The organism is Stenotrophomonas sp. GQ19 (assembly GCF_059758695.1).
On sequence record NZ_JCAXES010000004.1, the window covers coordinates 164,324 to 186,823 of the forward strand.

The following is a 22,500-nucleotide window of genomic DNA, read 5'->3' on the forward strand; positions in this document are numbered from 1 at the left end:
CGGTCCATGTACTCTCAATGGGTTGCGCGGAAATCAGCGCGCCGCAGCGGCTCCAAATGGCCTGCTGACGTCAGGATGTATCCAACGGTCGGGTTTCCCGGCCGTTTTGCTTTTTAAGGGGGCAGCAGTACAGTCGTCTACCTTGAGGAAGCGAAAAGAATGGAAATGAAGATCACCGAAACCCCGGCGCGGACGCTGCCGGTGCAGGACGCGCGGATCTACCCGCGCGGTGGACTGGATGTGTTGTCGCGCGCCGAGGTGGCACGCCTGCGCGATGCGTCCGGCGGTGGCATGCACGAGCTGCTGCGCCGGTGCGCGCTGGCCGTGCTGACCAGTGGCAGCGCCTCCGACGATCCGCGCGCGGCGCGCGATCTGTACCCCGATTTCGACATCCAGGTGGCCCAGCAGGATCGCGGTGTGCGCATCGACCTGGTGAACGCACCGGCGATGGCCTTCGTCGACGGCGAGATCATCCGCGGCGTCGCCGAGCTGCTGTTCGCCGTGGTCCGCGACCTGGCCTACATGGCCATCGAAATGGGCCCGGCCTACGCGGCCGAACTGGAATCCTCCGAAGGCATCACCAACGCGGTGTTCGGGCTGCTGCGCAACGCGCGCATCCTCAACCCGGGCGACCCGAACCTGGTGGTGTGCTGGGGCGGCCACTCGATCGGCCGCGATGAGTACCTGTACACCAAACAGGTCGGTTACGAGCTGGGCCTGCGCGGCCTGGACATCTGCACCGGCTGTGGCCCGGGCGCGATGAAGGGCCCGATGAAGGGCGCCACCATTGCCCACGCCAAGCAGCGCAAGCACGTCACCCGCTACATCGGCCTGACCGAGCCGGGCATCATCGCCGCCGAGTCGCCGAACCCGATCGTCAACCACCTGGTGATCATGCCGGACATCGAGAAGCGTCTCGAAGCGTTCGTGCGGATCGGCCACGGCATCATCGTGTTCGCCGGCGGCGTCGGCACCGCCGAGGAAATCCTGTACCTGCTCGGCATCCTGCTGCGCGAGGAAAACAAGGACCTGCCGTTCCCGCTGATCCTGACCGGCCCGACCGTGGCCGCGCCGTACTTCGAGCAGATCGACCGCTTCATCCGCCTGACCCTGGGCGATGCGGCGGCCGCGCGCTACGAGATCATCATCGGCGACCCGGTGGCGGTGGCGCGACGCATGTCCGCCGGCATCAAGCGCGTGCGCGAGCACCGCCTGGAGCAGAAGGATTCGTTCTTCTTCAACTGGTCCATCGAGATTCCGTGGGAGTACCAGCAGCCGTTCGTGCCGACCCATGAAGCCATGGCCGCGCTGGACCTGCATCACGGGCGTCCGCCGCATGCCCTGGCGGCCGACCTGCGCCGCGCGTTCTCCGGCATCGTCGCCGGCAACGTGAAGGAAGACGGCATGCGCCGCATCGAGGAGTTCGGCCCGTTCGAGATCCACGGCGACGCGGACATGATGCAGGCCTTGGACGAGCTGCTGCGCGGCTTCGTCGAGCAGCGTCGGATGAAGATCTCCGGCGAGTACCAGCCTTGCTACAAGGTGTTGGCCTGATCTGACCGGCCAGCCGGGCCGGGGTTCCGACCCCGCCCTCGGGCGGGGCAGGGCGGGGAGGCGGCAGCGCTGCCGTCGTCCCTGGCGCCCCCGCCCGGGCCTTGCGGTGTCAACTGATTGACGCCTGTCGCCCCCGGGCGACCGTTCGTCCTGTCGCCGCTTGCAGCCGGGCGGCAGGGCGTCCATCTTCTGTGTCATCACGCTGGGGAGCGTTCCATGTCCGTCCGCCGATCCAAAGGCTTCACACTGGTCGAGTTGATGATCACGTTGATCGTGTTCTCAGTGCTGGCCAGTATCGCGTATCCGAGTTTTACCGGAATGATGCGCTCCAACCGGATCAGCACCGGCAACAACGAACTGCTCGGCCTGCTCTCGCTGGCCCGCAGCGAGGGCATCCGCAACAACGCCGGTGGCGGGGTCTGCGGCAGCACCGACGGTACCGCCTGCGATGGCGACTGGGCCGACGGCGTAATGGCCTGGGCTGATGCCGATGGCGATGGGGCATTCGGCGCGGGCGATACCGTATTGCGCTACAGCGCCGGCAACAAAGGCCTGAGCGTTGGCGCGCCGGATCCGGCCATCATCGCCTTCGATCCGCGTGGCCGCCGCCGCGCCGTCAGCGATCAGTCGATCACGCTCGCGCCGGCGGACTGCAAGAGTGGCGAAACCCGCCGCACCCTTACCGTGAACCTGTCCGGTCAGGTTCGCTCCACCAACGGAACCTGCTCATGATGCGCAATCGCTCCGGATTCTCCGGCCGCCGTCGCAATGGCGGCTTCAGCCTGCTGGAAGTGCTGATCGCGCTGCTGGTGCTGGCGTTCGGCCTGCTGGGTTTCGCCCTGCTGCAGACCATGAATGTGCGTTTTGTGCAGAGTTCGGGGCAGCGTACCCAGGCCACCAACCTGGCATCGGACCTGATTGAGTTGATGCGCGTACAACGCACTGCCACGCTCAATGGCGGTGACTACACCACTGCATCGTTCGATGCCGGTGACGTGACCGTGGCAGCCGCGCCGTGTACCTGGCCGGTGGGCACCGATGCCACTGCCGAGTCCAGCAACGTTACCCGCTGGCAGTGCCAGGTGGTCAAAACCCTCGGGGACAAGGCGAGCGCCAACGTCAGCGTCATCGATGGCCTGGTCACCGTGGGCATTGGCTGGGGCGACGAACGCTGGGATGCCGACAACGCCGATACCACCACCACCTTCACTCTGGTCACGCGTCTATGAGCCGCTCCTCGTTCCGCACTCGTCGCGCAGCTGTCGGCATGTCGCTGATTGAGCTCATGGTCGCCATGGTCATTGGCCTGGTCCTGATGCTGGGCGTAGTGCAGATTTTCATGGCTTCGCATGCGGCCTCCCGGCTGTCCGAGGGTGCGGCACGCACGCAGGAGAACGCGCGTTTCGCACTGGATTTCCTTGAGCGCGATATCCGCATGGCCGGGCACATGGGGTGCGTCAACGACCAGGGCCATGTGATCAAAGACGGGAAAAGCATTCGGGTCAACATCGCCGGCATCACAGAGGGCGACGGCAGCCCGTTGGATTTCTCGGTGCCTATCCAGGGCTACGAAGCGGGTGGCACCGCACCGGGCGATGCGCTCACCATTGGCGGTACCTGGTCGGCTGCAGGCAGCGTGCCGAGTGCGATCACTGGCCTGACGCCGGCGCCGATCGGTGGTAGCGACATCCTGATGATGCGATATCTCACCTCGGAAGGGTCGCCCGTACTGAACATCATCAGCGGCACCGATTCGGAAGTGACCGTGGCCTCCGATGCCGCCGCGCGACTGTCCGCCGGTACGGCCACGACGCCCTCCCTGTTCGCCGTTTCCGACTGCAGTCGGGTCGATGTGTTCGCCGGCAGCCTGGCTGCCAATACGATAACTGCCACGGCCACGTCGCTGGCGAACTATGCCGCCAACAATGCCGTCACCATGGTTTACCGTGCTGAGGCGGTGGCGTATTACGTGGCGACCAACCCGGCCAACGAGCCGGCGTTGTACCGCGCGCGGGCCAACGGCGCTGGCACCTTCGAGAATGGTGAGGAACTGGCCGAAGGTATCGAAAGCCTGCAGTTCCTGTATGGACTGGACGCCGAGCCGAACATCAGCAGCATCGCCCCGCCGACGGGCAGGATCAGTGTGCAGCGCACCGCGGCCGATGTCAGCACCGCGACCGACGCCAGTGCAGTGGCGGCGTGGCGGCGGGTCGGGTTGGTGCAACTGGGCATCCTGGTGCGCAGCCCGCAGCCGGCCTCGGCCGAGCAGGCCGACGCGGCTGTCGCCCAGCTGGGCGTGCTCGGAGTGGGCTTCAATCCGCCTGCGACCAATGATCGCCGTTACCGGACCTCATATGAGGTGTCGGTGGCATTGCGCAACCGTTTGTTCGGAAACTAAGCCATGATCCTTTCTGCCCGACGTCAGTTCAAGGTACCCGCACGGCAGCGGGGCGCGGTGCTGTACATCGCGCTCATGCTGCTGATTCTGCTCTCGCTGCTGGGCATCGTCGGCATGCAGGTGGCAAGCATGCAAGAACGCATGTCCTCCAATTATCGGGCGGTAAACGTCGCATTCCAGGCCGGCGAGCAGGCAGTGCGCGACACCGAGCGTTCGATCGAGGAAATTGACAACAAATCCGGCGATGGCGGGGCGCTGAGCGCCGATGACATCAAGCGCATTTGCGACGATGGCTACGACCCCACCCGTTGGGTCGGCGAACAGGCCCTGGCCGATGCGCCGGCAGTCAACGTGCGCCGCATCGAAAGCTGCATCCAGGGAGAGGCAGCGCTGGACCTGGGCGCACCGGAAAGCGAAGAGCCCACCCGCGTCTACCAGATCACCGCGTACGCGTCCGACCGCGACGACGCCAACAACAACGAAGGCACCTCCTCGGCTGCCATCGACACCGTATTCAAGCTCTGAGGACCACCGTCATGCTCACCCGAAAGACCAAGGTTCTCACTGGCTCGGGCCTGCTGCTGGTGGCAGCGGCCGGCTGGTTGGCGTACTCGCTGTTCGCCGCACAAGGGCAGGGCAGTCTGGCCCAGGCGCCGCTGAATGTGAAGGTGTCGGCCACCCCTTCCTTCATCATGGCCGTGGATGATTCCGGCTCGATGACGTTCCAGACCCAGTTCCCCGGGCAGGATGGTACGGGCTGCTGGAGCTCGGCACGGCAAAGCTTCTTCACGACTGCGGGTGCGCTCAATACACCGGCGACGATCAGAAACAATAGCGACACGGCCAATTTGGGCGAATGCAGCTACTTCTACGTGCTGCCGGGGCCGCGCATCGGCGTGGGCTACGTGGGCTTGCCGCAGCTGGATCTGTACGGGTTCGCGCGTTCTGCCGCCTACAATCCCACCTTCTACGACCCCACGGTGCATTACGAGCCCTGGCTGGGGGTGTTCACCTCCAACGGCGTGGAGAGTGTTTCGCCGTACCCGGCCGCATCTCCGACCAGCACCAAGATCGATCCGCGCAGGAACGACGTGGTCGCGCTCGCAGCGGCCTACCTGGGTACCAGTGACGGCGACGTGTCGCGCATGCAGAACGGAATGACCATTCCCGCTGGCACGCCGTATCGAACGGCGACAGCCAACTATGACCGTAACAACAACTTCACCGGTTTCAGTTTTGGTGGCGTGGTCACCAATCGTAACGGCACCGTTTATAACGGGACTGGGTACGCGAGCATTCAATACACGCCCTCCACGTTCTTCATGCCCTGGGCCGGCACCGGCGACGCCCGTCCGCAGCTTGCGGGTACCACCGGCGCGTACGCCAACGTGACCAGGACGAAGATCGACAACGCCTGTGGTACCGGGTGCCATATGTGGAAGTACACCATTGCCAGCACGGACACGGCGGCAATGCAGAACTTTGCCAACTGGTACTCGTATTACGGCAACCGAAATCGCGCCATGATCGCGGGCATGACCCGCGCCCTCGACGTCAACAACATGAACGTCGGGTACTTCCGGATCAACGATCACGGCAGTTACAACAGCGCCACCGAGACGAACAAGCGGCTGGCAATCCGTAACATGGCCACGCCTGCGGAGAAGGTTGCGCTGTACAAGTCGATGATCGCCCTGACCGCCAGTGGTGGTACGCCCAACCGGCAGGCGGTCAACTCGGCGGGCATGCAGTTCCAGCGAACGGATGCCAACGCACCCATCAAGCTGTCTTGCCAGAAGAATGCCGTCATGCTGTTCACCGACGGCTACAGCAACGGCGGTGGTCCGGACGTCGGTAACATTGATGGCGCCATGGGCGAGCCGTTCAGTGATATCCATAGCGACACGATGGCAGACATCGTGTCGCAGTATTACCTCAACCCGCTGCGCACTGACGCGCTGATGCCGCGCGGCCAGGTGCCGATCCCCCAGGCGTGTGGCGTCGGCGGTGATCCGTCGCTGGATTGCAACAAAGACCTGCACATCAACTTTTACGGCATTACCCTGGGCGCGCGCGGCAATCTGTACGATCCCAACCGCAGCCAGAATCCGTATACCACCCCGGCCGTATACAAGAACTGGCCGACCCGCCAGAACGACAACCCCAGCACCGTCGACGATATTTGGCATGCCGCCACCAATACCCGTGGCGAGTACATCAACGCGCGGACCCCGGCTGACATCACCGCCGCGATGCGCCGCGTGCTGTCCTCGGTGACTGCAGGCGCGGCACCGTCAGGCAGCCTGGGGCTGACCGGCGCGCGCATCGGTACCGGTTCGTTGTCGGTCACCCCGACCTTCGAGATTGCCAACGAAGAGACCGACTGGTTCAGTCGCCTCACTGCATCGCGTCTTCAGGTCAATGATGACCGTGAGGCCGAGTACGTTACCGTGTGGGAGGCGGCGGCCAAGCTCGGCGCGCAGACGAATCGCAACATCGTGGCGACCAAGGGTGCGGGCGCGGTTGCTTTCAACAGCACCAACATCACCTTTGCTGATCTGTGCAGCAAGCCGAATTCGCTTTACAACGACATGGTGCTGTGCAGTGCGTCGCAGATCGAGGCGCTGGGGGGCGATATCGCAACGGCCATGGCATACCTGCGCGGTAATACTTCTCGCGAAGTGCGCAATTCCAATGGCATTTACCGTACCCGCACCACCGTGCTGGGCGATATCGTGAACTCCAGCCCGTTGATCAGCTCGCCTACCGATGACTATGGCTACCAGCGCATCAGCACCGCGTTTGCCACCTCGTACGCTGACTATCTGCAGACGAAGGCTGACCACGGCCGTTACATGGTCTACGTCGGCGCGAATGACGGCATGCTGCATGCCTTTGACGGTGGCATGAATGGCGCAGGAACCGCGGACAGCGCAGGTGGCACCGAAACATTTGCGTATGTTCCGGGTACGGCGCTGGGCCACATGGGCAACCTGCTGTATCCCTACAAGGCGTCGGACAAGACCGACCAGAAGTTCCGCCATCGCTATTACGTCGATGGCCCCCTTGCCGTGGCCGATGTGCAGTTGAGTAGCCGCTGGGCGACGGCGCTGGTGGGCACCGCGGGTGCTGGCGGGCGCGCTGTATTCGGGCTTGACGTGACCACCCCGTCCAGTTTCGGCACGGGCAGCCGATTGTGGGAAATCAGCGACGTCAATACGCAGCTTGATGCGACGGTGCGCGCCAACATCGGCCACGTGCTGGGCAAGCCGGTGATCGTGCCGGTGAAGTCGGGCAATGGCGTGGCATGGAAGGCAATCTTCGGTAACGGTTACGGCAGTGCCGATGGCAAGGCGGTTCTGTTCGTTGTGGACATGAGTGATGGCAGCACCCGTATGATCACCGCCACTGAAGCCGCCGCCACTGCGCCATCGGGCAGCAATGGGCTCGGCAATATTGTGGTGATCGATCGCTTCCGCCCGAATCCGGCCGCCAATCCGCCGGTCGGACAGGAGTCGATCAATGGCCGCGATGGGTTGGCTGATACCGTGTACGCCGCCGATCAGCGCGGTGCCCTGTGGAAATTCAACCTGGAAGATGCCGCCGATACCGTGTCTGTTCCGGTGTTCACCACGGCCCGCCAAACCGCCCCCAACTCCGCACAGGTGTTCCGCCAGCCGATCACCGGCGGCATGACCACGGTGACCGGGCCCGCTGGCGGCGTCATGCTGCTGTTCGGCACCGGCAGCTTCTCCTTCAACAGCGACCCGCTCGATGTGGCTTCGCAGTCGCTGTATGGTGTCAACGATACCAGTGAGCGCCAGCCGGTCTCGACGCTGGTGCCGGCGGACCTGGTCACCTACACCGTGACCACTACGGCCGGAGTACGGTCGATCGAAGCGGCCGATTTCTCGGGTGTGGCGAGTGGTTGGAACGTGGTCCTGCCTGGCAGTGGCGAGCGTTTCGTCGGCAACCCTTCGGTTGCCGCTGGCGTGGTCTTCATGCCGACCTACCTGCCCAATTCCGGTGGCGAAGGCTGCTCCACCGAAGGGTCCAACTGGCTGTTCGGGTTGAGTCCGGTCAGTGGGGGGGCTGCAATGGAGCAGGCGCGCGTCGGGTCGCCCGGGGGAGATCCCTACGGCCAGGGTGTTGCTGCGACCAGTCTCAATACGGGCGGGACGGCGCCTGTGAAGGATGTCGCCGTAGCAGTGGTTCCGCGCCTGGCAGGCGGCGGTGGCCCTGGTGATCGCGCCTGCTGGATGGTAGTCAATGTTGCCGGCGCCCAGCCGTTGTATATCCCGTACCCCTGTGGTCGCCAATCCTGGCGCCAGATTCAGTAACGCTCCGGAACCTTGGACATGATGAATAGCAGCAGCGCCCCTCGGGGCAAGGCCAATGCCGCAGGCTTCACCTTGATCGAACTGATGATAGTGGTCATCGTCATCGCGATCCTGGCGGCCATTGCCTATCCGTCCTACCAGCAGTACATGCTCAAGACCCGGCGTGCCGTGGTCAAGGCGGACATGGTGGAATACGCGCAGCGGGCCGAGCGCTACCACTCGGTCAACAACACCTATGCCAATTTCACTTTGCCGTCTGCAATCTCGCCGCGCGAGGGTGGGACGACGCGCTATCAGCTCGAATTTAACGGCGATGGTTCCAGCTTCACGATCAATGCGGCGCCGCAGGGGGAGCAGGCCAAGGACAAGTGCGGCACGTTGAGCGTGGACCAGGCCAACCGCAAGACCAACAGTACCGGTGAGCTGGCGGACTGCTGGTAAGATTTGGTTGGCTTGGATGGGGGCACCAAGGTGTTGCCCTCCGGCAAAACCCCCTTTACAATGCGCCTCCCCGCCCGAATAGCTCAGCCGGTTAGAGCACTTGACTGTTAATCAGGGGGTCGTTGGTTCGAGTCCAACTTCGGGCGCCATATTTGAAGAGGCCGCGAGAAATCGCGGTTTTTTCATGGGCGAATACATTTCAACTCACGCCGGATTCGGTCTTCAGTCGGCGCATTTGCCCGGCTCGTCCAATCGCTCCGAGCGTATCCGCCCGCTGTTGTTGACAATCACCTTGCCATGCAAGTGATTGTCGCGGCAGATTCGCAGGGTCTGGTTGCTGCCGTAGGCGCGGCCGTTGCCAAGGTACCGCAGCCGGCCCCGGCCTTCGGTGGTCTGGATGCGCCATCCCCGGCGGGCACTCCATGGCTGAAAGCGGAGAATGTCGCGCTGGGCGGGAGCCTGTGCGCTGTCATTCTGCGCCAGGAAGGACATCCAGCCGTCGCTCCAGTCCACCCCGGGCGTGCAGTGGCGGCCATCGCTGCTCGGACAGAGCGCAACGGTGGTATTGCGCTGGATCGCGGTCATCCGCGCCGAGGCAAAATGACTGCTCAGCAGGTGGCGGGCGCCAGCGGCGCGCTGGCGGTCCATCAGCCCGCTTAGCCCGGGGAGCGCGACCCCCACGCAAACCGCCAGAACCAACAGCGTCACCATCAGCTGCAGCAGGGACTGGCCGCGATAGCCCCGGCGGGGCGGGCGCAGCTGTATGGGGAGAGGCATCGGGCCACCGCACAGAGGAGGGCTGGGAAACCCAGCCTGCGCCGTGGTTCATGCCGGGCAAATAGGTGGGCTGCCCACTTGGGCCTCGGCCTTCCCCTCAGCCAGCCGTCACCATCCCCCTCGGTATACTGGTAGGCCCCGGATATGGCGGCACCATGAGCGATCGCTTCGAACTTGTATCTCCGTATTCGCCGGCCGGTGACCAGCCCGCGGCGATCGAGAAGCTGACGGCCAACTTCGAGGCGGGCATCGCCAAGCAGACCCTGCTCGGCGTGACCGGCTCGGGCAAGACCTACACCATTGCCAACGTCATCCAGAACGTCCAGAAACCGACGCTGATCATGGCGCCGAACAAGACCCTGGCCGCGCAGCTGTACGGTGAGTTCAAGTCGTTCTTCCCCAACAACGCGGTCGAGTACTTCGTCAGCTACTACGACTACTACCAGCCCGAAGCCTACGTGGCCGCGTCGGATACCTTCATCGAGAAGGACAGCTCGATCAACGAGCACATCGAGCAGATGCGCCTGGCTGCGACCAAGACCCTGCTGTCCCGCCCGGACGCGATCGTGGTGGCCACGGTGTCGGCGATCTACGGGCTGGGCGCGCCGGAAGACTACCTGTCGCTGCGCCTGATCCTGTCCACCGGCGAACGCATCGAGCAGCGCGACCTGATCAACCACCTGACCTCGCTGCAGTTCACCCGCAACGAGTACGAGCTGCAGCGCGGTACGTTCCGTGTGCGGGGTGAGGTCATCGACGTGTTCCCGGCCGAGTCGGACAGCGAAGCGGTACGCATCGAGCTGTTCGACGGGGTGGTCGAGCAGATCAGCATGTTCGACCCGCTCACCGGTGAAAGCCTGCGCAAGCTGATGCGCTACACGCTGTACCCCAAGACCCACTATGCGACCACCCGCGAGCGCGTGCTGGCGGCGGTGGAAACCATCAAGGCCGAGCTCAAGCCGCGCCTGGAGCAGTTGTACGAACAGAACAAGCTGGTGGAAGCGCAGCGCCTGGCGCAGCGCACCCAGTTCGACCTGGAGATGATGGCCGAGGTCGGCTTCTGCAACGGCATCGAAAACTATTCACGCCATCTCACCGGCAAGGCCCCGGGCGAGCCGCCGCCGACCCTGTTCGACTACCTGCCGGCCGACGCGCTGCTGGTGATCGACGAGTCGCACGTGACCATTCCGCAGATCGGCGCGATGTTCAAGGGCGACCGGTCGCGCAAGGAAACCCTGGTGGAGTTCGGTTTCCGCCTGCCGTCGGCGCTGGACAACCGCCCGCTGCGCTTCGAGGAGTGGGAGGCACGGTGCCCGCGCAGCATCTACGTGTCGGCCACGCCCGGTCCGTACGAACTGCGCGAAGCCGGCGATGAGATCACCGAACTGGTGGTGCGCCCGACCGGCCTGATCGATCCGGTGGTGGAGATCCGCCCCGTGGGGACCCAGGTCGACGACCTGATGAGCGAAGTCAACGAGCGGATCAAGCTCGGCGACCGCGTGCTGGTCACCACGCTGACCAAGCGCATGGCCGAGAACCTCACCGACTACCTCACCGAGCACGGCATCCGCGTGCGCTACCTGCATTCGGACATCGACACGGTGGAGCGGGTGGAGATCATCCGCGACCTGCGCCTGGGCAAGTTCGACGTGCTGGTGGGCATCAACCTGCTGCGCGAAGGCCTGGACATGCCCGAAGTGTCGCTGGTGGCGATTCTGGATGCGGACAAGGAAGGGTTCCTGCGTTCCACCGGTTCGCTGATCCAGACCATTGGCCGCGCAGCGCGCAACCTGCGCGGCAAGGCGATCCTGTACGCCGACAAGATCACGCGCTCGATGCAGGCGGCGATCGACGAGACCGACCGTCGTCGCGCCAAGCAGGTCGAGTACAACGAATTGCATGGCATCACGCCGAAGTCGGTGCTGCGGCCGATCACCGATGTGCTTGAAGGCGCACGGTCGGATGCGGCCGAGAAAGAGTCGCGCGGCAAGGGCAAGGGCCGCGGTGGCAAGGTGGCCGAAGAGGCGGTGGATTACCGCACGCTGGGGCCAGCGCAGATCGCCAAGCGGCTGCAGGCGCTGGAGCAGAAGATGTACCAGCATGCCCGCGACCTGGAGTTCGAAGATGCCGCGCACGTACGCGACCAGATCCGGCAGCTGAAGGAGGCCAGTCTGGGCTGAACAACGCGTTGTGAAATACCTTCACAAAAGTGTTGCGCTTGTCGGGGGACGTCCGTAATATACGCGGCCTGCACCGACGCATTCGCAGCGGCGCAGAAGCAGCAAACGGGCGGTTAGCTCAGCGGTAGAGCACTACCTTGACATGGTAGGGGTCACAGGTTCGAACCCTGTACCGCCCACCACTCCAGTCGCAGAGACTGCAGTGGGACCCACAGAAAAGCCGGCCATCAGGTCGGCTTTTTCGTTTGGGTCGGCGTTGGTCGGGTCGCCATGGCGGCACCCGCGACATTCACCGACATCCAGGCGACGACCTGCCCGATAGCGCAGGTATCCGGCCCGGCCCAGCATCGGGTTTTGTGCCCGGAGCGTTGCATGGTCATCGCGGCAGGCCGTGACGGTGTGCCAGCGGCGGTTCCACTTCCCCTGTTCGGCAAGGCGTGCGCTGCGGCGCTGCTGGTGGGCGTGTGCGTCATTGTCTTTGCGCCGCAGCTGCTGCCGCGTGGGCTGGGGGTGGTGGCCGTCGGTGTCGGTCTGCTGGTGTGGTGCTGGCCCTCGCGATGGCGTTGGCTGGGCGCGGCGCTGCTTGGAGTGGGCTGCGCCTGCCTGCACGGGCACACGGCGCTTGCGCGGCAGCTGCCTGCCGCGGCGGCGGGGGTCGATCACGTGTTGCAGGGCCGGGTAATCAGCCTGCCCGAGCACGGTGGGCGCAGCAGCCGGTTCCTGTTTCGCGTTGACGACGATCCGGCGCTACCGGTTGAGGTGCGCGACCGTGTGTTCGCGATGGGGTGGCATGCCCGGTCCGACAGCAGCGAGGATCCGCGTCGGCGCGTGCAGGCGGGCGCGCGCTGGCGGCTGCATGCACGGCTGCGCCCGCCACGGGGGCTGCGCAATCCCGGTGGCTTCGATGCAGAACGCCACGCCCTGTTGCAGGGGGTGGCAGGGTCAGGACAGGTCCGTGAACCGGACAGCGCCCGTTTACTGACGCCCGGCAGCGGGGTGCCCGCCTGGCGTGAACGCATGGCGGCGGCCATCGCCGCCCAGGTAACCGGGGGCGGCGCGCGTTTCATGCAGGCCCTGGCGCTGGGCGATACCCGGGCGCTCACCCAGGCCGACTGGGACGACCTGCGCGCACTGGGGCTGACCCACCTCATCGCGATCTCCGGCTTCCACGTCGGGCTTGTCGCCGGGTTCGCGGCGTGGCTGGCCGGCTGCGCCTGGCGCGTGTGGCCGCCGCTGGGGCGGTGTTGGCCTCGCCCGTTGGGGATGGCCGTTGCCGCCGTCTCCGGGGCGGCGCTGTACGCCGCGGTGGCGGGCTTTGCGCTGCCGACCGTGCGCACCGTGCTGATGATTGCCGTGCTGGCCGCCGCCCGCTGCAGCCGGCGCCGGGTGACGGTCGGCCAGGCCCTGGCGCTGGCCGCCCTGGCGGTGTTGCCGGTGGATCCGCTGGCCGTGCTGGCGCCCGGCTTCTGGCTCAGCTTCGCCGGGGTGCTGTGGCTGGTGTGGTGCTTGCCGGGACGCGATCCGCGTTGGCTGCGCACCTTCCTGGCGGCGCAGGGCGTGGCCACGCTGGCGCTGCTGCCGCTCACCGTGGCGCTGTTCGGCCAGGCCTCGCGTGCCGGGCCGCTGGTCAACCTGCTGGCGATTCCCTGGTGGAGCTTGGTGGTGGTGCCACTGGCGCTGCTGGGCACCGCACTGGAAGCGTTGGTGGAGGGGGCAGGGCGCTGGCCCTGGCAGCTGGCCGCGTGGTGTTTCGAAGGTAGCTGGTGGCTGCTCGGCTACGCGGCCCGCAGCCCGCTGGCGCTGTGGTGGCTGCCGCAGGCCCGCGACGCGGCGCTGCCGGCGGCGGTGCTCGGGGTTGCGTGGCTGCTGCTGCCGCGCGGCAGCGGTGGGCGTCTGCCGGCGGTCCTGCTGTGCCTGCCGCTGCTGTGGCCGGCCCAGTCGCGGCCAGGCGACGGTGAGGTGGAGCTGCTGGTGATGGATGTGGGGCAGGGCATGTCCATATGGGTGCGGACCCGCACCCACCGGTTGTTGTACGACACCGGCCCCGCTGCGACGGGCGGGTTCGACGCGGGCGAGCGGATCGTCGTGCCCACTCTGCACGCGTTGGGCGAGGGTCGGCTGGATCGCCTCGTGCTCAGCCATGGCGACCGCGACCACGCCGGCGGCGTTGCGGCGGTCAAACGTGGCTTCCCGCGCGCACCGTTGCTGGCGCCGCAGGGTGCGTTGCCAGGCATCGATGCGCCCTGCCATGCCGGGCAGTCCTGGCGCTGGGACGGGGTCGACTTCCAGTTCCTGCACCCCCGCCCGGGCGCCCCGTACCAGGGCAACGAAAGCAGCTGCGTGCTGCGTATCGTGACCGCGCAGGGCGCGATCCTGCTGGCCGGCGATATCGGTGCGCGCAGCGAGGCACAGCTGCTGCAGGCCGCGTCCACGATGCGGGCCGAGCTGGTGGTGGTGCCGCATCATGGCAGTGACGGCTCCTCCAGTGCTCCTTGGGTAGCCGCGGTGGCGCCCCGGCTGGCGATTGTCTCGGCCGGGCACGGCAACCGCTTCCGGCACCCGCGCCCGGGCGTGGTGGCGCGCTGGCAAGGCGCCGGAGCCGAAGTGCTGAACACCGCCGACAGTGGCGCGCTGCGCGCCTGGCTCGGGCGTGAAGGCCTGCACGTGCGTGAACAGCGGGTTTTTCAGCCGCGTTGGTGGGATGCCGCGGAGCGGGCGCGGTCGGCTGCTATCCTATCGGCGGTCAAACAAGCGGCTGATGGGCCGGAGGGTTGAAACGTGTGGGAACTGGTCAAGGCCGGTGGCTGGCCGATGGTGCCGCTGCTGCTGTTGGGCGTACTGGCTTTGGCAATTGTCCTGGAGCGTTTCTGGACCTTGCGGCGTAACGAGGTCCTGCCCCCCGGGCTGGGCCAGGAAGTGCGCAACTGGGCCGCGCGCGGCAAGCTCGATCCCAGCCACATCCAGTCGCTGCGCGCCAACTCGCCGCTGGGTGCGCTGTTGGCCGTGGCGCTGGAAGCGCGCAACCGCCCGCGCGACCAGATCCGCGAGCGCATCGAGGATGCCGGTCGGCACCTGGTGCACCGCATGGAGCGTTTCCTGAACGCCCTGGGCACGATCGCCTCGGCCGGCCCGCTGCTGGGCCTGCTGGGCACCGTGGTGGGCATGATCCAGATGTTCCTGGGCATCCTCGACCACGGCGTGGGCGACGTGAACCAGCTGGCCGGCGGTATCGGCAAGGCGCTGGTGTGCACCGCCACCGGCATGATCGTGGCGATTCCGGCGCTGATGTTCCATCGCTACTTCAAGGGCCGCATCGGCGGTTACGTGATCGAGATGGAGCAGGAAGCCAGCGCGCTGCTGGATGCGCTGGACGGTCGCCCCGGGGTGATGAACACCGGCGCCCGTGCGCAGAGCGCCGCGCCGGCCGCACCCGTTACGGCCAAGGGCTGACGGATGCGTATTCGCAATGACCGGGTCCAGGACGAGCCGCATATCGATCTGGTACCGCTGATCGACGTGATCCTCGTGCTGATCATCTTCTTCGTGGTCACCACCACCTTCGACGCGCGCTCGACCCTGCAACTGCAGCTGCCGACCGCCAGCCAGCAGGACAACAGCGAGCCGCCGCGTTCGCTCAGCGTGCTGGTCAACGCCGAAGGGCGCTACTTCATCAACGACCAGGAAGTGCTGCGTACCGACGTGGAGGCGGTCAAACAGACCATCGCCGCGGTGGCTGGCAGCGACCGTGAACAGGCCGTGCTGCTGCGCGCCGATGCGCGCACGCCTTACCAGGCCGTTGTCACTGCCCAGGATGCCCTGGGCCAGCTCGGCTTCCGCCGCATCGCCATCGCTACTGCGCCGGAGGTGCATCCATGAGTAAACAACACGCCCCGATCTGGCCGATCTACAAGCGCCTGCTCGGCTATACCCGCGCCTACTGGACCTTCATGGTGGCCGCGGTGATCGCCATGGTCGTCGAAGCGCTTGCCGGCTACCACTTCACCAAGCTGATGGAGCCGCTGGTCAACCGCGGCTTCGTCAACCCCGAGCCGCGCATGGCGGTGATCCTGCCGCTGACCATCCTCGGCCTGTTCATGATGCGCAGCCTGGCCACGCTGGTCAGCGACTACGCGCTGGCCCGCACCGGTCGCAGCGTGGTGCGTGATCTGCGCGAACAGGTGCTGGAAAAGTACCTGCACCTGCCGTCTTCGCACTTTGACAGCGAGGCGACGCCGGTGATGGTCAGCCGCCTCAACTACGACACCGAACAGGTCACCCAGGCCAGCGCCGACGCGCTCAAGACACTGGTGGCCGACACCCTGACCATCATCGCGATGCTGGTGGTGATGCTGCAGATGAGCGTCAAGGTCACCGTGGCGATGCTGGTGGTGGTGCCGCTGATCGGCGTGATCGTGTCGTTCGTGGGCAAGCGCTACCGCCGCATCAGCCGTGGCATCCAGGACGGCATGGGCAGCATGGCGCAGACCGCCGAGCAGTCGCTGGCCGCGCAGCAGGAAGTGAAGGTGCATGGCACCCAGGCGCATGAAATCTCGCGCTATGCCCGCCTGGCCAACCGCATGCTCGGCCTCAACATGAAGGTGGAGACCACCCGTGCACTGGCGTCCAGCACGGTGCAGTTCCTGGCCGCGCTGGCGCTGGCGGTGATCGTATGGGTGTCCACCCGCGAAGCCCTGGCCGGCAAGCTCAACGCAGGCCAGTTCATGGGCCTGATGACCTCGATGATGGCCATCATTCCCTCGCTGCGCCGGTTGACCAGCGTGCAGACCTCGATCTCGCGTGGCGTGGCTGCCGCCGAGCGCCTGTTCGGCATCCTCGACCTGCCGGTCGAGCGTGACGAGGGCATCCAGAAGATCGGCCGTGCGCGTGGCGAGCTCGCCTTCGAGCACGTGATGCTGCGCTACCGTGAAGACACCGGCATCGCCCTGGATGACATCAGCTTTGTCGCCAAGCCGGGCACGGTCACCGCGATCGTCGGGCGCTCCGGCAGCGGCAAGACCAGCCTGATCCGGCTGGTGCCGCGCTTCTACGAACCCAACGGGGGCCGCATCACCCTGGACGGCGTTTCGCTGGAGGACTACCCGCTGGCCGACCTGCGCCGCCAGGTGGCGATGGTGGGGCAGAAGGTGATGCTGTTCGACGACAGCGTGGGCGCCAACATCGCCTACGGCATGGACGCCAGCGAAGAGCAGATCCGCGCCGCCGCCGAAGCGGCCAATGCCTGGGAGTTCATCGAGCGCATGCCGCAACAGCTGCAGACGCCGGTGGGCGAAAACGGCGCGCTGCTGTCCGGCGGCCAGCGCCAGCGCCTGGCGATCGCACGCGCGATCCTGCGCGATGCACCGATCCTGATCCTGGACGAAGCCACCGCCGCACTCGACAACGAATCCGAACGCCTGGTCCAGGACGCGTTGCAGCGCCTGATGCCCGAGCGCACCACGCTGGTGATCGCACACCGCCTGTCCACCATCGAACACGCCGACCAGGTGCTGGTCATGGACCACGGTCGCATCGTCGAACGCGGCACCCACCAGGAGCTGCTGGCCCTCGGCGGGCTGTATGAGCACCTGCACAAGATGCAGTTCCGCGAAAGGCAGGCCTGATGGCGGCCAAGGGCACCCGCACGCCGTCGTACTGGTATGACGGCAGCGCCATTCCGTTGCCGGCGCGGCTGCTTGCGCCGTTGTACGGCGGCGCCATTGCGCTGCGCAGGCTGCTGTATCGGCGGGGCTGGCTGAAACGCCACGCGCTGCCGGTGCCGGTGGTGGTGGTGGGCAATGTCACGGCCGGGGGCACCGGCAAGACCCCGCTGACCATCGCGCTGGTCAAGCGCCTGCGTGACGCCGGCTGGAAGCCCGGCGTGGCCAGTCGCGGTTACGGCCGCGACGAGCCGGGGACGGCGCGCTGGGTGGAGGCCACCACGTCCACCGCCATCGGCGGCGACGAACCGGTGCTGATCGCGTGGAAGACCGGCGTGCCGGTCCGCGTGGATGCCGATCGCGTGGCGGCCGGCAAGGCGCTGGTCGAGGCCGGCTGCGACATCATCGTCTGCGACGACGGCCTGCAGCATTACCGGCTGGCCCGCGATATCGAGATCGAAGTGGTCGACGCGCAGCGTCGCTACGGCAACGGGCGGATGATCCCCGCCGGCCCATTGCGCGAGCCGGTCAGCCGCGCCAACGACTGCGATTTCCGTGTGGTCAACATGGGCCAGGCCAGTGATGGCGTTGGCGCGCAACCGGCGTGCGGCTTCGGCGAATGGCCGATGCAGCTGCATATCGACAGTGCCCAACCGCTCAGCGGTGGCCGCCCGCGCACGCTGGCGCATTTCCGTGGCCAGCGCGTGCATGCGGTGGCCGGCATCGCGCACCCGCAGCGCTTCTTCGACATGCTGCGTGCGCAGGGCATCGGCGTGGTGCCGCACGCGTTCCCCGATCATCACGCCTACCAGGCCGCCGACCTGCGGTTTGGCAGCGAACTGCCTGTATTGATGACCGAGAAGGATGCGGTGAAGTGCAAGGTATTTGCCAACGAATGGCATTTCGCCGTGCCGTTGGCGGCCGACCTGCCCGCCGCGTTCTGGGTGAACCTGCTCGACCGCGTCGACAAGCTGGGCAAGCGCTGAGCGTGTTGCCCGTCGTCTCGAGTCCCCTGACATATTCGTGAGTCCGCACATGAGCCAGCCCCTCGATTTCGTTGTCGCCATTCCGGCCCGTTACGCGGCCTCGCGCCTGCCCGGCAAACCGCTGCGCCTGTTGGGTGGCCAGCCGCTGGTGCTGCGCGTGGCCGAGCGTGCGCTGCTGGCCGGTGCGCGCGAGGTGTGGGTGGCCACCGACGACGCCCGCATTGCCGATGCGCTGCAGGGCCTGTCCAGCGTGCGCGTGGCGATGACCTCGGCCGACCACGCCTCCGGCACCGACCGACTGGCCGAATGTGCCGTGCAGGCCGGCTGGAGCGATGACACGGTAGTGGTGAACCTGCAGGGGGACGAGCCGTTCGCCCCGGCCGAAGGCATTCGCGCGGTGGCCGAAGCGCTGGTCTACAGCGGAGCGGAGATGTCCACCCTGGCAACCCCGGTGGAAGACGCTGAGACGCTGTTCGACCCCAATGCGGTCAAGGTGGTGCGCCGGCAGAACCTGGATGCGCTGTACTTCAGCCGCGCACCGATTCCGTGGCATCGCGACGCCTTCGCGCGCTCCCGCGACACCCTGGCGGGGCCGCACTGGCTGCGTCACATCGGCATCTACGGCTATCGTGCCGGCTTCCTGCGCCAATTCGCGGCGTTGCCGCCGGGCACACTGGAGCAACTGGAGTCGCTGGAGCAGCTGCGCGCGCTGGAAGCGGGCCATCGCATCAGCGTGGCGCTGACCCCGGCCGAGTTCCCGCCGGGCATCGACACCCCCGAAGACCTCGCCCGGGCCGAAGCCTGGCTGGCGGCGCAGGGCTGACCGGCCGGCGCGCGCAGGCCGCCGTCGGATTGACGCGGCACGACGATTGCATGACGCCGACTCCGGCATAATCGGGGCATGAACGTACAGCCTGTCCAGGACCTGCCCGAATTTGCCACGTGGCTGAACGCCACGCCGACCACCCTGACCGAACTGCGCGGGCGGCCGGTGGTGCTGGCCTTCGTCAACGCCGCCTCGGTGTGGTGCGCGCAGCGGTTGGCCGAGTTGGCGCAATGGCAGTCGCGCAACCCGGGCAAGCTGCAGCTGCTGATCCTGCAGGTGCCGCGCTTCGACTGCGAACGCGACCCCGCGCAGGCGCTCAAGCTGCTGCGCCGACAGGGCCTGAGTGGCCCGGCGCTGCTCGACGCGGACTGGGATGGCTGGCGCCGCTTCGGCGTGACGGCCTGGCCGACGCTGGTGCTGCTGGATGCGCAGGGACGCGAGCGTGATCGGCTGGTCGGGTTTGGCGGTGAACTGGAACGGGCGCTCAACGCGCTGTGCGAAGGCGGCGCCCGACCGGTGGACGGCGACATGACGCTGGTACGCGAACTGCACCCCGAGCCGCGCCTGCCGCTGTCCTTCCCGACCGGGCTGGTGGCCACGACCGAGCGCCTGTACATCGCCGACAGCGGCCACCACCGCGTGCTGGAATGCAGCCACGGCGGGCGCGTGCTGCGCCAGTTCGGGCTGGGCACCGCCGATTTCATGGACGGCGGGCCGGCCGAGGCAGCGTTCAACCGTCCCCAGGGCCTGGCCCTGGAGCGCGAGTCGTTGTACGTGGCCGACACCGGCAACCATGCCCTGCGCCGCATCCACCTGCTGACCGGCCAGGTCGACACGCTGTGCGGCACCGGCCGCCCGGGCGAGCCGATCGAGGGACCGGTGGCGCAGCCGCGCCAGACTGCGCTCAACCACCCGCAGGGACTGGCGGTGGCCGACAACCAGATCCACATCGCGATGGCCGGCGACAACCGCATCTGGACCTACCACCTGGGACAGCGCAGCCTGCAGTGGCGCGCCGGCTCGGGGGCGATCGACGAGCGCGACGGCAGCGGCCACCTGGCCGCGTTCGCGCAGCCGGCATCGCTGGCGGCCGTGCAGCAGGTGCTGTACGTCTGCGATGCGCTGGGGTCTTCGATCCGTGCCATGCAGCTGCGCGGCGACCTGGTGCAGACGCTGGTCGGGCAGGGCCTGTGGTCGTTCGGCGAGCAGGATGGCCCGCGCACGATCGCCCAGCTGCAGCATCCGCAGGCCATCGCGCTCAGTCCGGATGCGCCATTGCTGTGGATCGCCGATGCCGGCAATGGCCGCCTGCGCACGCTGCGCCTGGGCGGTGGTGAGCTGAGCACGCTGGAACTACCGCGTCGTCTGCACGGTCCGGCGGGGCTGGCGCTGGGCGGCGGGGCGGTGTGGATTGCCGAGACCGACGCCCATGCCGTGCTGCGTTTCGACCCTGTCAGTGGCGTATTGAGCGAAGTCCCGATCAGCGAATGACTGTTTCCACCGCACCCGCCTTCGATGGCAAGGCATTCGCGGCCCACCTGAGTACCGCGCCCGGCGTTTACCGCATGTACGCCGCCGACGACAGCCTGCTGTATGTCGGCAAGGCGCGCGCGCTGCGCAACCGGGTGGGCAGCTACTTCAACGGCACGCCCAAGACCACCCGGATCATGTCGATGCTGTCGCAGGTTGCGCGCATGGACGTGACCGTGACCCGCTCGGAGGCCGAAGCGCTGCTGCTGGAAAACCAGCTGATCAAGTCGCTGTCGCCGCGCTACAACGTGTCCCTGCGCGACGACAAGACCTACCCGCACGTCCTGCTCACCCGCGAAGACTGGCCGCGCATCGCGCTGCATCGCGGGCCGCGCGCGGTGCCGGGCCGCTACTACGGCCCCTATCCGGGCGTGACCGCCGTGCGCGACACGCTCAACCTGATGCACAAGCTTTTCAAGCTGCGCAGCTGCGAGGACAGCGTGTTCCGCAACCGCTCGCGGCCCTGCCTGCAGTACCAGATCGGCCGCTGCAGCGCCCCCTGCGTGGACCTGGTCAGCACGACGGACTATGCCGAATCGGTACGTCGTGCCTCGATGTTCCTGGAGGGAAAGAGCGACCTGCTCGCGCGCGAACTGGGCACCCAGATGCAGGCGGCCAGCGACGCGCTGGAATTCGAACAGGCCGCGCGGCTGCGCGACCTGGTCACCGCATTGCGCAGCATGCAGACCCGCCAGTACGTGGACGGCCGCGCTGCCGACCTGGACGTGCTGGCCTGCGCCACCCGCGGCGCCAATGCCTGCGTGATGCTGCTGGCCTTCCGTGACGGGCGCAACCTGGGCACGCGCCCGTTCTACCCGCGGACCAACGGCGAGGAGAGCGCCGAAGAAATTCTGGCGGCGTTCGTGTCGCAGTATTACGCAGAGCACTCGCCGCCCCGCGAAATCCTGCTGGACCGCGAAATTCCCGACGCCAGCCTGATCGAGTCCGCGCTCTCGGCCTCGGCCGAGGTCAAGGTGCAGTTGAAGTGGAACGTACGTGGCGAGCGCGCCGGGTATGTCGAACTGGCCAGCCGCAACGCGCAGATCACCCTGGTCAGCGAACTGAGCAGCCGCAGTGCCCAGCATGCGCGCAGCGAAGATCTGCGGCAGATGCTGGGCTTGGCCGAGCAGGTCAAGCGGGTGGAGTGCTTCGACATCAGCCACACCATGGGCGAAGCCACCGTGGCCTCGTGCGTGGTGTTCGATGCCGCCGGCCCGGTACGCAGCCAGTACCGCCGCTTCAACATCAGCGGCATCGAGCCCGGCGATGACTACGCGGCCATGCGCCAGGCGATCGAGCGGCGCTTCCGCCGTGCGGTGGAAGAAGACGGCGTGCTGCCGGACCTGCTGCTGATCGACGGTGGCGCCGGCCAGCTCGGCCAGGCCCAGGCGGCGCTGGCCGACTTGGGTGTGGAAGGGGTGATGCTGGTGGGCGTGGCCAAGGGCGTGGAGCGCCGGGCAGGGCACGAGGCCCTGGTGCTGCCCGATGGCCGCGAACTGCGCCCCGGGGCGGCCTCGCCGGCGCTGCAGTTCATCCAGCAGGTGCGTGACGAAGCCCACCGTTTCGCCATCACCGGCCACCGCGGGCGCCGCCAGAAGGCCCGCATGACCAGCAAGCTGGAGGATATCGCCGGCATCGGCCCGCGCCGCCGCGCCAGCCTGCTCAAGCATTTCGGCGGCCTGGTCGGCCTGAAAGCGGCCGGCGAAGCCGAAATCGCGAAAGTCGAGGGCATCAATGACGCCCTCGCTGCACGCATCTACGCTAACCTTCATGGACTGCCCGCGCCCGACGCGGCGGGCGAGTAGAGAGAT

Annotated in this window: 17 protein-coding genes and 2 tRNA genes; 18 read left to right on the plus strand and 1 reads right to left on the minus strand. The window is 66.8% G+C overall.

Features of this window, described 5'->3' with window-relative positions; all coding sequences use genetic code 11:
- Window positions 1–165 precede the first annotated feature (165 nt).
- The 8 genes from ppnN (at window position 166) to AC6CHL_RS09970 (ending at window position 8,882) form a co-directional block, all read left to right on the plus strand.
- Window positions 166–1,554 carry a nucleotide 5'-monophosphate nucleosidase PpnN gene (ppnN, locus tag AC6CHL_RS09935; RefSeq protein ID WP_038692338.1) on the plus strand — a complete coding sequence of 463 codons (1,389 nt, stop codon included), beginning with the start codon at window positions 166–168 and terminating at the stop codon, window positions 1,552–1,554.
- A 216-nt stretch (window positions 1,555–1,770) separates the two neighbouring features.
- A complete protein-coding gene (locus AC6CHL_RS09940) occupies window positions 1,771–2,286 on the plus strand; it encodes a GspH/FimT family pseudopilin (RefSeq protein ID WP_498294275.1) in 516 nt (171 codons plus the stop codon).
- Window positions 2,286–2,783 carry a type IV pilus modification protein PilV gene (gene pilV / locus AC6CHL_RS09945; protein ID WP_498294373.1) on the plus strand — a complete coding sequence of 166 codons (498 nt, stop codon included), beginning with the start codon at window positions 2,286–2,288 and terminating at the stop codon, window positions 2,781–2,783. Before AC6CHL_RS09940 ends, pilV begins: the two co-directional genes overlap by 1 nt.
- Before the next feature lie 38 nt (window positions 2,784–2,821).
- Complete coding sequence (locus AC6CHL_RS09950) at window positions 2,822–3,952, plus strand: PilW family protein (protein ID WP_498294276.1); 1,131 nt, start codon at window positions 2,822–2,824, stop codon at window positions 3,950–3,952.
- A gap of 3 nt (window positions 3,953–3,955) precedes the next feature.
- Complete coding sequence (locus AC6CHL_RS09955; protein ID WP_498294277.1) at window positions 3,956–4,477, plus strand: pilus assembly PilX family protein; 522 nt, start codon at window positions 3,956–3,958, stop codon at window positions 4,475–4,477.
- 11 nt (window positions 4,478–4,488) lie between these two features.
- The gene (locus AC6CHL_RS09960) at window positions 4,489–8,292 is read left to right on the plus strand and encodes a pilus assembly protein (protein WP_498294278.1); all 3,804 of its coding nucleotides are present in this window, start codon (window positions 4,489–4,491) and stop codon (window positions 8,290–8,292) included.
- Between the two features lie 21 nt (window positions 8,293–8,313).
- Window positions 8,314–8,733 (plus strand): type IV pilin protein, encoded by a 420-nt coding sequence (locus AC6CHL_RS09965; RefSeq protein WP_498294374.1) that lies wholly within the window; start codon window positions 8,314–8,316, stop codon window positions 8,731–8,733.
- A 72-nt stretch (window positions 8,734–8,805) separates the two neighbouring features.
- A tRNA-Asn gene (locus AC6CHL_RS09970) sits at window positions 8,806–8,882 on the plus strand.
- Between the two features lie 73 nt (window positions 8,883–8,955).
- Here the strand turns inward: AC6CHL_RS09970 and AC6CHL_RS09975 are convergent.
- Entirely contained in the window at window positions 8,956–9,444 is a 489-nt protein-coding gene (locus AC6CHL_RS09975; RefSeq protein WP_498294279.1) for a GspH/FimT family pseudopilin, read from the minus strand.
- Between the two features lie 221 nt (window positions 9,445–9,665).
- Between AC6CHL_RS09975 and uvrB the strand changes: the two genes are divergently transcribed.
- From uvrB to uvrC, 10 genes are all read left to right on the plus strand, one after another.
- The gene (uvrB, locus tag AC6CHL_RS09980; RefSeq protein WP_038689243.1) at window positions 9,666–11,690 is read left to right on the plus strand and encodes an excinuclease ABC subunit UvrB; all 2,025 of its coding nucleotides are present in this window, start codon (window positions 9,666–9,668) and stop codon (window positions 11,688–11,690) included.
- A gap of 107 nt (window positions 11,691–11,797) precedes the next feature.
- Window positions 11,798–11,872: transfer RNA gene (locus tag AC6CHL_RS09985), tRNA-Val, on the plus strand.
- 190 nt (window positions 11,873–12,062) lie between these two features.
- The gene (locus tag AC6CHL_RS09990; RefSeq protein WP_498294280.1) at window positions 12,063–14,465 is read left to right on the plus strand and encodes a DNA internalization-related competence protein ComEC/Rec2; all 2,403 of its coding nucleotides are present in this window, start codon (window positions 12,063–12,065) and stop codon (window positions 14,463–14,465) included.
- 3 nt (window positions 14,466–14,468) lie between these two features.
- Window positions 14,469–15,140 carry a MotA/TolQ/ExbB proton channel family protein gene (locus AC6CHL_RS09995; RefSeq protein WP_038689241.1) on the plus strand — a complete coding sequence of 224 codons (672 nt, stop codon included), beginning with the start codon at window positions 14,469–14,471 and terminating at the stop codon, window positions 15,138–15,140.
- Window positions 15,141–15,143: 3 nt separating this feature from the next.
- On the plus strand, window positions 15,144–15,566 hold the full coding sequence (locus tag AC6CHL_RS10000) for an ExbD/TolR family protein (RefSeq protein ID WP_498294281.1): 423 nt from the start codon (window positions 15,144–15,146) through the stop codon (window positions 15,564–15,566).
- Entirely contained in the window at window positions 15,563–17,311 is a 1,749-nt protein-coding gene (gene msbA / locus AC6CHL_RS10005; protein WP_038689237.1) for a lipid A export permease/ATP-binding protein MsbA, read from the plus strand. Before AC6CHL_RS10000 ends, msbA begins: the two co-directional genes overlap by 4 nt.
- Entirely contained in the window at window positions 17,311–18,333 is a 1,023-nt protein-coding gene (lpxK, locus tag AC6CHL_RS10010; protein ID WP_137189100.1) for a tetraacyldisaccharide 4'-kinase, read from the plus strand. Before msbA ends, lpxK begins: the two co-directional genes overlap by 1 nt.
- 49 nt (window positions 18,334–18,382) lie before the next feature.
- The gene (kdsB, locus tag AC6CHL_RS10015) at window positions 18,383–19,156 is read left to right on the plus strand and encodes a 3-deoxy-manno-octulosonate cytidylyltransferase (RefSeq protein WP_038689234.1); all 774 of its coding nucleotides are present in this window, start codon (window positions 18,383–18,385) and stop codon (window positions 19,154–19,156) included.
- Between the two features lie 78 nt (window positions 19,157–19,234).
- Entirely contained in the window at window positions 19,235–20,650 is a 1,416-nt protein-coding gene (locus AC6CHL_RS10020) for a hypothetical protein (RefSeq protein ID WP_141058642.1), read from the plus strand.
- Entirely contained in the window at window positions 20,647–22,494 is a 1,848-nt protein-coding gene (gene uvrC / locus AC6CHL_RS10025; RefSeq protein ID WP_038689230.1) for an excinuclease ABC subunit UvrC, read from the plus strand. The genes AC6CHL_RS10020 and uvrC overlap by 4 nt, the downstream gene beginning before the upstream one ends.
- Window positions 22,495–22,500: the final 6 nt, after the last annotated feature.